Annotated in this window: 14 protein-coding genes; 2 read left to right on the plus strand and 12 right to left on the minus strand. The window is 37.8% G+C overall.

The window, feature by feature from the left end; all coding sequences use genetic code 11:
• Positions 1-18 precede the first annotated feature (18 nt).
• The gene (locus tag AC3WJF_RS12050) at positions 19-1,479 is read left to right on the plus strand and encodes an AMP-binding protein (protein ID WP_492452452.1); all 1,461 of its coding nucleotides are present in this window, start codon (positions 19-21) and stop codon (positions 1,477-1,479) included.
• Positions 1,476-2,570: an acetyl-CoA C-acyltransferase gene (locus AC3WJF_RS12055; RefSeq protein WP_492452454.1), complete on the plus strand. Its 1,095-nt coding sequence runs from the start codon at positions 1,476-1,478 to the stop codon at positions 2,568-2,570. Before AC3WJF_RS12050 ends, AC3WJF_RS12055 begins: the two co-directional genes overlap by 4 nt.
• Here the strand turns inward: AC3WJF_RS12055 and AC3WJF_RS12060 are convergent.
• From AC3WJF_RS12060 to aceA, 12 genes are all read right to left on the minus strand, one after another.
• A complete protein-coding gene (locus AC3WJF_RS12060) occupies positions 2,541-3,074 on the minus strand; it encodes a GrpB family protein (RefSeq protein ID WP_492452456.1) in 534 nt (177 codons plus the stop codon). The two genes, AC3WJF_RS12055 and AC3WJF_RS12060, sit on opposite strands and share 30 nt — an antisense overlap.
• 31 nt (positions 3,075-3,105) lie before the next feature.
• Positions 3,106-3,912: an arylamine N-acetyltransferase gene (locus AC3WJF_RS12065; RefSeq protein WP_492452458.1), complete on the minus strand. Its 807-nt coding sequence runs from the start codon at positions 3,910-3,912 to the stop codon at positions 3,106-3,108.
• A 161-nt stretch (positions 3,913-4,073) separates the two neighbouring features.
• A complete protein-coding gene (locus AC3WJF_RS12070) occupies positions 4,074-5,342 on the minus strand; it encodes a methyl-accepting chemotaxis protein (protein WP_492452460.1) in 1,269 nt (422 codons plus the stop codon).
• Positions 5,343-5,888: 546 nt separating this feature from the next.
• Complete coding sequence (locus tag AC3WJF_RS12075) at positions 5,889-6,452, minus strand: thioredoxin family protein (RefSeq protein ID WP_492452462.1); 564 nt, start codon at positions 6,450-6,452, stop codon at positions 5,889-5,891.
• Positions 6,453-6,508: 56 nt separating this feature from the next.
• Positions 6,509-6,694 (minus strand): hypothetical protein, encoded by a 186-nt coding sequence (locus AC3WJF_RS12080; RefSeq protein WP_492452464.1) that lies wholly within the window; start codon positions 6,692-6,694, stop codon positions 6,509-6,511.
• 133 nt (positions 6,695-6,827) lie between these two features.
• The gene (locus AC3WJF_RS12085) at positions 6,828-6,965 is read right to left on the minus strand and encodes a hypothetical protein (protein WP_492452465.1); all 138 of its coding nucleotides are present in this window, start codon (positions 6,963-6,965) and stop codon (positions 6,828-6,830) included.
• Positions 6,966-7,016: 51 nt separating this feature from the next.
• The gene (gatB, locus tag AC3WJF_RS12090; protein WP_492452467.1) at positions 7,017-8,447 is read right to left on the minus strand and encodes an Asp-tRNA(Asn)/Glu-tRNA(Gln) amidotransferase subunit GatB; all 1,431 of its coding nucleotides are present in this window, start codon (positions 8,445-8,447) and stop codon (positions 7,017-7,019) included.
• A 12-nt stretch (positions 8,448-8,459) separates the two neighbouring features.
• Entirely contained in the window at positions 8,460-9,917 is a 1,458-nt protein-coding gene (gene gatA, locus AC3WJF_RS12095; RefSeq protein WP_492452469.1) for an Asp-tRNA(Asn)/Glu-tRNA(Gln) amidotransferase subunit GatA, read from the minus strand.
• A 13-nt stretch (positions 9,918-9,930) separates the two neighbouring features.
• Entirely contained in the window at positions 9,931-10,221 is a 291-nt protein-coding gene (gene gatC, locus AC3WJF_RS12100; protein ID WP_492452470.1) for an Asp-tRNA(Asn)/Glu-tRNA(Gln) amidotransferase subunit GatC, read from the minus strand.
• Positions 10,222-10,412: 191 nt separating this feature from the next.
• On the minus strand, positions 10,413-11,618 hold the full coding sequence (locus AC3WJF_RS12105; RefSeq protein ID WP_492452515.1) for an MFS transporter: 1,206 nt from the start codon (positions 11,616-11,618) through the stop codon (positions 10,413-10,415).
• A gap of 296 nt (positions 11,619-11,914) precedes the next feature.
• Entirely contained in the window at positions 11,915-12,565 is a 651-nt protein-coding gene (locus tag AC3WJF_RS12110) for a Rok-like winged helix domain-containing protein (RefSeq protein ID WP_492452472.1), read from the minus strand.
• 267 nt (positions 12,566-12,832) lie between these two features.
• Positions 12,833-14,107, minus strand: coding sequence for an isocitrate lyase (gene aceA / locus AC3WJF_RS12115; RefSeq protein WP_492452474.1), 1,275 nt, complete (start codon positions 14,105-14,107; stop codon positions 12,833-12,835).
• Between the last annotated feature and the right edge of the window lie 18 nt (positions 14,108-14,125).

Raw genomic sequence — 14,125 nt, forward strand, 5'->3', positions numbered from 1 at the left:
CAATATGGAGGGATTACCATGACCATTACACATACATATCATTTACATGCTAAACAGTTGCCAAATCGTATTGCAATCAAAACAAGGAATGAAATAGTAACCTACGAGAATTGGTATCATCAGGTATCTATTACTAGCAGTTGGCTGCAAATGCAGCAAGCGAACAATAAAAGAATAGGCATTTTATTGCCAAATAGTCTTTCATTTTTGCAGATTTTTGCAGGAGCAGCACATGCAGGATGGACTGCAGTTCCTCTCGATGTTAAATGGAGTCTATCTGAATTGCAGGATAGATTAGATATTTGCAAGCCAGATATTATTATCATTTCCGATCAACGCTTTGAAAGTTTGGCCCAAACAAATCATCATATTCTACATGTTGATGAGTTTCAGCAGAAGCTTCATGAAATCGAACCCAATCCTATTGAACCTGTAGTGAGCGAGGAAGAGCCTTTTTACATGGGCTTTACCTCCGGATCTACAGGAAAACCGAAGGCATTTATTCGTTCTCATCGCTCATGGGTTAAGAGCTTTGATTGCAACATCGTGGATTTTCATATGAAAGCAGAAGAACATGTTCTAGTCCCGGGAGCTCTTATCCACTCACATTTTTTATACGGAGCCATTAGCACACTATTTCTAGGTGGAACCGTTCATCTTTTAGAAAGCTTTAATCCAGTGTCGACTCTGAAAATCCTGGAGAGTCAGCCAATTTCAGTGATGTATTCAGTGCCTACTATGGTAGAAGCTCTTTTGAAAGAGAAAAAACCATTTTCTAGGCCACTCAAGATTTTTTCCTCCGGTGCTAAATGGGAAAAGGAGTCGAAAGCAAAATTACAGACACTCTTTCCATCAGCAATGCTTTATGAGTTTTACGGGGCATCTGAATTGAGCTTTGTCTCCGTTTTAACACAAAATGATTTTATCCAGAAGACAACTTCGGTAGGGAAACCGTGCCATAATGTAGAGATTAAAGTAGTAAAAAAGGAAGAAGAAGTAGCCGCACCAAATGAGATCGGAAAAATATTCGTCAAAAGCGATATGATTTTTATTGGTTATTTAACAAGTGAAGATGAAATACTTCCACAAAGAAATGATCAATGGATGTCAGTAGGTGATATGGGATATCTTGATGAAGATGGATTTTTATACATAATGGGAAGGGAAAATTCGATGATTCTTTACGGCGGAATAAATATTTTCCCCGAGGAAGTGGAATCTGTTCTTTCTTCACACTCTGATGTCGAAGAGGTAGCGGTAATTGGGACACCGGATCCATATTGGGGAGAAATCGTAACCGCGGTAATTAAAGGAACAAGTGAACAACGCGAATTGAGAAAATATTGCAAGGGGAAATTAGCCAATTTTAAAATTCCTCGTAAGTGGTTTTTTGTCGACGATTTACCGCATACTGCTGGTGGAAAAATTGCACGGTTACAAGTAAGGAAAATGCTTTCGGACGGAGTGCTGAAGAAATGAAAAAAGCTGTTATCGTGAAAGCGAAGCGAAGCCCTATAGGGAAAGAGAACGGATTGTTTAAGAACTTAGAGGTTCAGGATTTATTAGCACCCATTATAAAACATTTGGGTGAAGGATTAGAGGATCATTTGAACGATGTCATTATAGGGAATATTGTCGGGCCAGGCGGTAACATTGCTAGACTATCGAGCTTACAAGCAGGTTTACCTCTTCGATTGCCCGGGTTAACCATCGACAGACAATGCAGTGCGGGGCTAGAGGCGATTAGACTTGCTTGCTATCTAGTAGAGGCGGGAGCAGGCGATTGTTATATTGCAGGTGGAGTCGAGAGCGTTAGTACATCTCCTTTTGAAAAAAGAGCTCGATTTTCTCCGGACGAAATCGGCGATCCTGATATGGGAGTGGCTGCGGAATATGTAGCAAATAAATACCAAATTACCCGTGAAGAACAAGATGCATTCGCAACTTTAAGCTTTGAACGATCTTGGGATGCTTTTGAAAAAGGAATGTATAAACCAGAAATCCTCCCAATTGAAAGACACTTTATCGATGAAGAATTAGTCCGCAAAAGAGATATGACACGTCTTTTGTCTAGAGCTGCTTCTACATTTGTAAAAAACGGTACTGTGACTGCAGCAAATAGCTGCAGCATCAATGACGGTGCATGTGCTGTGGTAGTAATGAGTGAGGAGTTGGCTAGAAGCCTCTCTTTACAACCTATCCTGCGCTTTGTTGGTAGTGAGGTAACGGGAGTACATCCTTTTTATCCGGGAATTGCCCCAGTATTTGCAATTAAAAGTCTATTAGAAAAACGAAATTTAGATATTGGTGATATCGACTTATTCGAGATTAATGAGGCTTTCGCTTCAAAGGTTGTCGCATGCGCAAAAGAGCTTGAAATTCCCTATGAAAAATTAAACAAAAGAGGCGGAAGCATTGTATTAGGACATCCCTATAGCGCCTCCGGGAGCATATTAGTTACAAGATTATTTTATGAAGTTCAACGCACAAAAGACTGCAGGTATGTAATAGCTGCGATTGGAAGCGGAGGTGGAATCGGCTTAGCTTTGATGTTTGAGGTTATTTCTTAACCCCCACAACTTTGCTTTCTGATCTAATTCTTTTACTAAAGCATTTTTTCCCAAAATATATTGTTCTATGTCTGCAGGAAATTGCTTGGAAAGTGACTGTTTTAGCTCACTATATAATTTTGCATCCTCAGGATGTTCCGTTAAGTAGTCCCGAAATTGTAAATGCCGTGTGATCTCCGGATTTCCCGTTTGATAAATATGGACATGATGCGTTCGGTTATCGCCCCCTTTGGAAAAATAGCGCCTATACAGAATGCCATTTTCTCCTTTAGGAACATACCCTAACTTCATCATTTCCTGATTATACAAATCTACTTTTTCAATCGAATGAACTTCTACTAAAACATCAATCACCGGCTTTGCAGACATATTAGGAATGGATGTACTGCCGATATGATGAATTTGTACCATTATTTCATTCAATATCGTTTTAATTTTACTAGCTTCGTCTTCGAACATTTGCGGCCATTGATGATTATATGGAACCACTTCTACTATTCGCATAACTCCCCCTTGATTTCACCATAAATCTTCATCATACCTTCCCAAATAAATGAACCCCACGCTCTGCTAGAAAGCCAACCGATTCTATCAGTGAAGTTTCATCAATTTGATAGACTTCCTGTACTAGCTTTAACCATTTATTCATATCTTTTAGCTGAATTTCTCTTATATTTCGATAGGTCATTACTTTAATCGAGCGATCACGCAGAAAGTAGCATTCATGCCCATTAAAACGCACCGCTGTAATGCGCCTCATCGTTGTATTATGATCATGATCGAAATAAGAAGATTCAATATCCACTTTGATATCTTCTTCTGTAAGGGGAATCCATTCAATTTCTTTGCGGACAAACGACTTACCGTTTGAGCGCCGATCAATTTCATAGCGCTCAGAATTTCTTTTTTCAAAGACAATTTCTTCCCCAAATCCGTGGAGAACATGCCTCCTCTTCGCATCCAACTCTACCGGTTTCATAATCGGCGAACCGTAGCCGACATCTACATATAGTTTTCGCCCATCAATCGTCACCATGATAGCGACATGCCCGGGAATTACCCTTACTAGCGAACAGTCGAATCCTAGAGCCAATAATAGTCTCATAAAATTAATATTTAATGTATAGCATGTTCCTCCCCATCCTCTTTCCACCAAATTTTCTACAAACATTTCTAATGAGGGGAGAAAGTTTAGCTCTTTCTGGAAATAGTGAAATTTACTAATGGTCTCATATGGAATGAGTGAAAGATGATGATGAATTAATCGTTGCAAATAGTTCAGTGATGGGGTTTCCTTTTCTATTTTCAAATATTTCAAGTATGTAAGAATCGCATTTTCCAATGTTGATCAATCCTTCCTGATTAAAGGATTATTTCTCTAAGAGATACCAAATTTCCTGCTAATCTTTAATTGATGAAATTATACCATTTTTCCGCATGATTTTTGTCCTCTTGTTTAAAATCCAACAAAATAGCTTGTCTACGAAAGACAAGCTAATCTACTTAAACCATATATTTATCTACTATGTTAAAAAGATTTCCACTTATTTCACTTAATTTCCGAGCTGATTCGGAAACATTTGAAATTAATGTATTTTGTTCTTCAATCGATGCCGTTATTTCTTCAACCGAAGCCGCTGTTTGCTGAGAAACACTAGATGCATGCAGAATTGCCTGTGTAATGTTGTTATTTTGCTCGGTAACGTTTTGAAGTTCTACATAAAGCTTATCAACAGCCACAATGGTTTGCGTTACAGCATCCGTAATGGAATTAAATTCTCTTTCTGTAGACTTCACTGCTTCATCTAGTTGTTGCGAGTGTGTAATGGTTTGCGTCATGACCATAACGGTTTTCTCTGTTTCTTGTTCAATTCCCGCAATCATATCTTGGATTTGCTTTGTTGCTGTGTTTGATTGCTCGGCTAGTTTCCGAACCTCGCTTGCTACAACCGCAAAACCTTTTCCATGCTCTCCAGCTCTTGCAGCTTCAATACTAGCATTCAAAGCCAATAAGTTTGTTTCAGATGCAATATTCTCAATGGTTTCCGTTATATTGGATATATTTTTCGTTTGATTATATAAATTCGTAATCCCAATACTGATTTCATCAGATGCTTTCATCGACTCTTCATTTGACTTTTTCAATAATTGAACTATTTCTTTCCCTTGATTTGTTGCGCTCTCAGTGTCTGAAGTAATATTCTTGATCATCTCGTTTTGTTCATTCATTGTCTTAATTGATTCGTTTAAGGCATTCACTCGTTCAATGGTTGTCTCAAGTTCAGAGGCTTGATTAAGTGTTCCTTCGGATATTTCCGAAATCGCCCTACTTATCTCTTCACTGCTTCCAGTAGTTATTTCAGAAATAGCCGAGAGCTCAGCAGCGGATTCAAGGATGTTGGAACTTGCTTCATTGAAACTGTTGATTAATTCATTTACATCCTTATAAGATTTTTGTAGTGAACTGCTAAGCGACCCTATTTCGTCATTTGAATTCTTTATGTATAGCTTGGAAACATCTCCGTTTCCGCCATTTTCAGTAAGAACGACAAGTTCTTTTAATAACGTGAACTTCTTTTTATAAAACAAAATAAAAAGACTAATGCTGATAATAGCTATGACAATCGTCCCAGCTAATGAAATATAGAGGGTATTCGCATTGGCATTTTTAAAGTAAAATGATATTCCAGTGACGAATACTCCGGATAAAATTACAAACATAGAATTAAATAGAAGTATTTTACCAAAAAGGCTCTTTTTAGTTTCTTTCACATTGTACCCCCTATTTTGTTAAGACTTTCTACCCACATTATAATGCAAAACACTATGATTATATAGTGAAAAATAACTAAATTCATAATATTACAAATGGTGAGTATACTATATATTTCGGCGGACCCTAGACCGTATAGAAAATACATAACGAGCTGATTTGGAAGCTGGTGCGCTATTTTCTTAGAGTTTTACACTCTATTATATTATCGTCTTGAAATTTAGATTGTTAAATTGATTACTAGTATTGATGTTACTTTTTCTAGCTAGGAGGACCCTAGTTCCGTTATTTGCATAAAAAAGGACTATTTTCTTATGTTTGAGGACCTAGATTCCGTTATTCGTGTAAAATAGCCGTTATTTCCTTATGTTTTTCCCGAATAAAGTACTCTGTGTCCGCCTATTTCTTATATTAGATGCTTTATATAAAAATAACGGATCCTCTGTCCACATCTATAAAAAAATAACACTCAAAGCGATTATTGAGTGTTATTTTTGTTCTTATTCTGTTTTCCCATATTATCAGAACACACGGAAATCTATTAATTACAATGCCATATTCAATGTTGATTTTAAGCTGCTATAGATTGTTTCCCATACAGAGGTATCCTGTGTATATGCGGCTAACATTTTGGCGAATACTTCTTTTTGTTTTTCATTGAAGCTTTCATCTTCCTTGGGTGGCAATCCTGAGCGCATTTCAGTAACCATATCTTGAACTTTCGGAGCACGCGGTCCCCATTTTGCTACTTCAACACCATTTTTATCAATAATAATAAAAATTGGAATCGAACGTGCTGTTCCATTTGTTAAATATTGATCCATTAGCTCTAAATTTTGGTCTCTTAAGATCATACGAACATCAATATTTGCTGCTTCCGCAATCTTTAAAAGGATTGGTACATTCACCATTGCATCTCCGCACCAGTCCTCTGTAATAACAATGGTTCTTAAACCTTTTTCACTAAGCGCTTTGAAAAAGGGCTCATCTTCATTAGATAGACGAAAGCCTTCATATATCGATAATAAATTTTCTTTATGTACCTGCATGGAATCAATATATTCCTTGGAGGTCATTCCTTTATCAAACCATTCATTTAAAGTAGTCATATCCATCCTCCTTTTCTTCATTATAAATGACGATGATGGAAATTTCACTTTTCTACTTAGTTAGCTTTTTTATATTGAATAATGTTACGAGCTTTTACTTGTAAATAATGCTCCTTGCAAAAATATCCGAGCAACTTTTCACTTCTCCAGTCATAAACAGGTAGCACAAAATCAATTCCTTCACCTGTTCTTCGCAAACAATATGCGCATGTTTGAGTAAAATCGAAATGTCCTTTACACATTGTTTGTTCTCACACCCTTAAATTTATTTACATCTTAATTTTTACACTTAAAGATTAAAATTAACTTAAAGGTGCTTGGATAATTTTCGACAAATTTCTATTTCTATCAGGATTGTGTAAAAGCTTCCATCTCCTACACAATTAACCAATTTCCTTCTTGGAGTTTAGCATTTCTTTTCAAAAGTTCAGCATTTTGCTCGATTTTTTCAGCGTTTCCACCTACTCTTTCAGCACTTTCATCCGATTTTTCCGCAACCTTATTAAGCACCAATGTTTTTGCACATAAAAACGAGGTAGATGCAAAAGAATCTACCTCACTTGATTATCTCTTATCCAATTCCTGCACCAATAATTTATTTACCATCGGTGGATTTGCTTGACCTTTTGTTGCTTTCATCACTTGGCCAACCAAGTATCCAACTGCCTTCGCCTTACCGCTCTTATAATCATCTATTGATTGTTGATTGGTATCTAATATTTCCGTGATAACCTTTAATATGGCGCCCTCATCAGAAATTTGTACGAGTCCTTTTTCCTTCACAATTTGTTCTGGATCTCCGCCTTTTTCCACTAGCTCCTTGAATACGGTCTTCGCAATTTTAGAAGAGATTGTTCCATTTTCAATAAGCTTGATCATACTTGCCAAACTTTCCGGTGTTAGTGGTATTTCATGAAGTTCCTTTTGTACCGCATTTAAATAAGCTGATAACTCACCCATGATCCAGTTCGACGCTTGTTTCGCTTCACTTCCAGCTGCAACGGTTGCCTCGAAGAAATCAGCCATTTCCTTTGTCATCGTTAAAACCCCAGCATCATAAACAGGAAGACCGAGTTCTTCCACATAACGTTTCTTGCGTTCGTCTGGAAGTTCTGGGATTTCTGCACGAACTTTTTCCTTCCATTCCTCATCGATAAAAATCGGAACTAAATCTGGCTCAGGAAAATAGCGATAATCATCAGAACCTTCTTTGACACGCATTAATAAGGTATGGCCTGTTGCCTCATCGAATCGACGTGTTTCTTGTTCAATAACTCCTCCGGAACGAAGAGTTTCTTCTTGACGTTTCTGCTCGAACTCTAATCCTCTCCTGACAAAGTTGAAAGAGTTCAAGTTTTTCAATTCCGTTTTCGTCCCGAACTCTTCTTGTCCCTCTGGTCGTAATGAAATATTGGCATCACATCGTAAGGAGCCTTCTTCCATTTTACAATCGGATACACCTGTATATTGAACAATGGATTTTAACTTTTCCAAGTAAGCATATGCTTCATTTGGAGTACGGATATCTGGTTCAGATACAATCTCAATTAACGGTGTCCCCTGTCGGTTATAATCAACAAGGGAATAGCCATCACCAGTATGCATTAATTTACCTGCATCCTCTTCCAAGTGAATTCTAGTAATCCCTATCTTCTTTTTATAACCATCTACTTCAATCTCAATCCAACCATGCTCCCCAATTGGGTGATCAAATTGTGAGATTTGGTATGCCTTCGGGTTGTCCGGATAAAAGTAGTTTTTGCGATCAAATTTTGTTTCAGTTGCAATTTGGCAATTTAACGCCATTGCAGCTTTCATACCAAATTCAACAACACGTTTATTTAAAACCGGTAAAACACCTGGATAGCCAAGATCCACAACCGTCGTATTCGTATTTGGCTCCGCACCAAAATGAGCTGGAGCAGAAGAAAATATTTTTGAATCCGTTTTTAATTCCACATGGACTTCAAGCCCAATTACCGTTTCATAGTTCATGTTTTTCACCCCTTACAGCTGTGGTTTTTGTGTATGATAATTCGTTGCCTGCTCAAATGCATGTGCAACTCGGTAGACAGTGCTTTCATCAAAATGTTTTCCAATGATCTGCAAGCCAATTGGCAAACCGTTCGCAAATCCGCATGGAATTGAAATTCCCGGGACACCAGCAAGATTCACAGGTATTGTTAAAAGATCCTCTGCATACATCGTTAATGGGTCGGCAATTTTTTCACCAATTTTAAAAGCAGGAGTTGGTGCTGTTGGCCCAACAATCACATCGTATTTTGCAAAGACATCATCAAAATCATTTTTAATCAATGTACGAACCTGTTGTGCTTTTTTATAATAAGCATCATAGTATCCGGAGCTTAATGCGAAAGTTCCAAGCATGATCCGGCGTTTTACTTCCTCTCCGAAACCTTCTGATCGAGTCTTTTTATATAAATCAATTAAGTTCTCTGCATTCTGGGTGCGATATCCGTACCGTACTCCGTCAAAACGAGATAAGTTAGACGATGCCTCAGATGAGGAGAGAAGATAATAAGCTGCTACTCCATATTTCGAATGTGGTAGGGAAACTTCCTCCCAAGTAGCTCCTAATCCTTCAAGGACTTTCAATGAAGCAAGTACAGATTCCCGTACTTCTACGCTAACACCCTCATTTAAGTATTCCTTCGGTACCGCAATTCGTAACCCTTTTACATCACCTGTAAGCGACCCAAGATAATTTGGCACCTCAACATTTGCAGATGTAGAATCATGAGGATCGACACCTGAAATGGCTTGTAAAAGATATGCATTGTCTTCTACCGTTCTCGTAATAGGACCAATCTGATCGAATGATGATGCAAAAGCAACAAGACCAAAACGTGAAACACGTCCGTACGTAGGCTTTAATCCAACAACCCCACAAAAAGCTGCTGGCTGGCGAATCGATCCACCAGTATCAGACCCCAATGAAAATGGAACCTCACCTGCAGCGACCGCTGCCGCTGAACCACCGGAGGAACCGCCTGGTACTGCTTCTAAATTCCATGGATTTAACGTTTTATGAAACCCTGAATTTTCGGTCGAAGAACCCATTGCAAACTCATCCATATTCAATTTCCCAACGGTAATTGTCCCGCTTTTATGTAATTTGTCCATTACTGTCGCATCATAAATTGGATCGAAGTTTTCTAGAATTTTACTTGCACAGGTGGTGCGCAGTCCTTTTGTGACGATATTATCTTTAATTCCAATGGGCAGACCAAATAGAGGATTTTTAGAGAAATCCGTCCCGTTTTTATCATCTAATTCCTTTGCCTTTTTTCGTGCATTTTCTTCATCCAATGTTAAAAAAGCTTGGACTTTTTGATCGACTTCCCCTATTCTTTTAAACGATTCATCTACCAATTCGGAGATTTTGACTTCTTTTTTATGTATGAATTCATGCAGCTCTGAAATCTTGTGTTCGAACAGCGACAATCTATTCTCCTCCTTACTCTATGATGGACGGAACTCGTATTTGTCCATCCTTATGATCCGGTGCATTCTTCAATACTTCCTCACGTGGCAAACCTTCTTCCGCCACATCCTCGCGCATGACATTTTGAATATTAAATACGTGGGAGGTTGGTTTAATATCAGAGGTATCAACCTCATTCAATAATTCTGCAAGATTAATAATATCATCCAGCTGCTTTGTAAACTTTTCTGCTTCTTGTTCATTTATTTCTAGTCGAGCTAAATTCGCAACATGATAAACCTGTTCCTTTGAAATCCTTGACATGTCTGATGTCACCTCGCGTTAATAATTTAAATATACTTTAGGAAATGTTAAAATTTCACACTGTGGGTATTCTTTAATAAATGTTGTCTACGTCTAGCTACAGCACCTAACGGCTTCCGCATTTGTACTGATGATAGCAGAATCGTCCATTAATAGGCAAGGACAAGCCTTTTTCGACTTGTCCCCCCACATTAACTATTTTCTAATTTCATTTTTGCCTTCACTGCTCTTATTGGCAGCAGTGTCCCAACTAAAGCTAGTGCTGCACAGCCTACAAAAATACCTGTTAACCCTTTCACAGCAATGATGGAAATAATTCCAAATACAAGTAAATCGCAAATGGAATCTATGATCGAAAGTAAGGATATTGTTGTTGCCCTTACTTCAGATGGAATGATATCATTGCTCAGCTGCGAATAAATAGGATATCTGACTGCCCGCACAAATTTTAAAATAAAAAAAGCTCCTAGTACAATCCAAAGTGTTTGACCATACATAGCAGACAATAAGAGTCCAACTACGGCTAACAGTCCGGTTATATTTAACATTATAATTCTTGAAAAGCGTTTTCCTAGCCAGCCTACCGATTGAGAAGCAAAATAACCAATGATGGCTGCAATCGCATAGACGATTCCAATTAAATATACTGGTAAGCCTGCATGTGTAAACAATGGTTGATTGAAATTCTCGTATACAGCACTTGCCGGGATAAACACTAAGGTTACGTTTAAAAACATATATAACAGCTGCGGTGCATCTTTAATTACTTTTATACCTTCTGACACCTGTTTAAAAGGATTTTCTCTGTATGCAGTGAAGGAACTCGGATTTTTAATCCAGAAGAGCAGAACGAGCTGGACAGTATAGAAAACAAGTCCTAATGCAATTAATAACTGGAACTGTGTTTCTTTTAAATCCTTTGCAACATACGCCCCAAATAGGACGGCAATCATCGCCGAAATAAATCCTGCCGATTGGATTTTTCCCATCGCCCGGTCCATTAAATGCTGTTCATCGCTTTCCTTTAAGGATTCATAAATCAGCGCTTCATCAGCTCCTGAAAAGAAGGTAACAGACAAACCGTTCAATGCACTATACATAAAGAAAACCCAGGGCTCGTGTGCAAAAAACAATAAGCTATAGCTGACAATGTTAATAATTGCCCCTGCTAGAAAGGACTTCTTTGCACCAAAGCGATCCGCAAATATACCCGAAGGCACTTCCCCTAACATAACGGCTACGCTCCAAAACATTAACACGAGTAGAATCTCTTTTTCGGTAAGTCCTCGTTCCATATAAAAAAGCGTCATGACAGGCTGCAAAAAGCTCATCGTCGAAAAAAACTGCACCCAAAATAAAACAGTTATATTATGCTTTGCTGTTCGTTTCTTTTTCATCATATTCTCCCACTTCAATAAAATTTAGAATTCAGTTGAAGAAGAAGCAGGAGTGTACATTTTTTTATTAGTAACTATTCACTCCCACTTCTTGATTTAGCAATCTTGTAGTCATTTTTGACATTTAAAATTCCTCCTTGAATGTAATTAAAAATATTATAGCAAATTTGAATGGTCAGGGAATTAAATCTTTCCTTTTATTGAAGCCACAACGAAAACGAGCAGATATTTTATGCCACATAAGAAAAAACAGTTCTGAATAGATAAGTGAACTGTTTTGAAGAAGCTGTATGATATTATAGTTCTACCCACTTATACATTCCATGACCGACTTTGGTAATTTCGGGGTATTTCTCCATTAGAACCTTTAATACTACTGTTGTGTTTTTAATATCTAATGCATTTTCCGTCAAAATCTCTTTTACCTGGGCTGTCTTTAGCATCTTTTTCGATTTTAAATGAGTCAAAATAATGTAATCTTTATATTGGGATTTATTTCTACTTGGTGGGTTACTTAAAATTTCCGCTGCCGTAGCTATTTTCTTACTTGTATTTGGCGCAGTTTCGATTTTTGTTATCTCTCCGTCAAGGATAGCTTCATTTTGCTTTTGGTCTATCATATTTGGTAACAAGATTGAAGAATCTGGGGCTTTACCGCTTATGCTCCTTCTTATTTCTTCAATCTTGGAAAAAATATCATCATTCTCCTCTTTCGGAGTGTTTATTTCTATTTGGGATTCTTTCGATTTTTGCGTTTTAGTGGCATCCTTATTATTTATATTTTCAACCTCTTGGCTATTAGAAATATTTTTATGTAACGAATCCAATTCTCTTAATCGATTAAATAATCGTTCATACTCTATTCGAATGGCCTTTGATTCCTCTTGCAGCTGCTGCATTCGCAGTTGAATAGCTTTTCTTTCATTCCAATTTTGATCTAATTCCAAAATAATCCACCTCTTTTCAGTAATTGTCTATTCACCTTCTATTTTACAACGATTATTTTATAAATTGCAAAATATTTTAATAATTTTGTATATTATATTAATAGATTATCATATGAAAGCAACAACCGTACAATTTATCCATAAATAGTAAATTTTATTATTTTTTTACAAAAATGATCGTATCTTCATATGGATTTCTAAAAAAATTGAGAAAGAATCATTACCTTCTGAAAATAACGATTCTTTCTCTATTAACCGTTTTTACTTTTATACCAAAAACTGCTCCACCTCTGTTGAACCCTTTAATGCTGTTGTGGAAGATGTTCCACCTGTGATCACCATGGAGACTTCATCGAAATATCCCGTACCTACCTCACGTTGATGTCTAGTGGCTGTGTAACCATATTGTTCATTGGAGAATTCAGCTTGTTGCATTTCTGAATAGGCCGCCATTCCTTTTTCCTTATATCCTTTCGCAAGCTCAAACATACTATGGTTTAGTGCATGAAATCCGGCTAATGTTACAAATTGAAACTTGTAGCCCATTTTCCCTAACTGTTTCTGGAATGTAGCAATTTTTTCCTCACTCAATTTCTTTTTCCAGTTAAAGGATGGTGAGCAATTATAGGCTAATAGTTTGCCAGGAAACTTTTCATGAATCGCTTCTGCAAATTGTTCCGCTTCTCTTAGGTTAGGCTCTGAGGTTTCGCACCAAATAAGATCGGCATATGGTGCATAAGCTAATCCTCTTGCGATTGCTTGGTCTATACCCGCTCTCGTTCGGTAAAAACCTTCAGGTGTTCTTTCTCCAGTAATAAACTTCGCATCAATTGGATCAACATCACTTGTAATTAAATCCGCTGCATTTGCATCCGTTCGAGCAATTAACACCGTCCGTACCCCCATAACATCTGCAGCAAGGCGTGCCGAAATTAAATTCCGAATAGCTGTTTGTGTTGGCAATAATACTTTTCCACCTAAATGACCGCATTTTTTTTCAGAGGAAAGTTGATCCTCAAAATGAACGGCAGCAGCCCCCGCTTCAATCATTGATTTCATTAATTCAAACACATTTAGTTGGCCGCCGAACCCTGCTTCAGCATCTGCAATAATCGGAACAAACCAATCAGTTGAAGCGCTACCTTCTACATGCTCTATTTGGTCTGCTCGCTGCAGTGCCTGATTGATGCGTTTTACTACATGTGGGACACTGTTGGCTGGATAAAGACTTTGATCAGGATACATATGCCCAGTAAGGTTCGCATCCGCCGCAACTTGCCAACCGCTTACATAAATGGCTTTAAGCCCTGCCTTCACCTGCTGGACCGCCTGGTTTCCAGTTAAGGCTCCAAGTGCAGGAACATAATCATCTGTATGCAACAATTCCCACAATTTTTCTGATCCTCGCCTTGCCAAAGTATGTTCAATATCAATAGACCCTCTTAGTCTAATGACTTCTTCAGCACTATACGTTCTTGTTATACCTTCCCATCTTTCCGCTAACTCCCATTCATTTTGCAGCTTTTCTACTCTCTCATTCATCGTCTTCCAGCCTCCCAA

This window comes from Heyndrickxia sp. FW510-T9 (assembly GCF_058781025.1).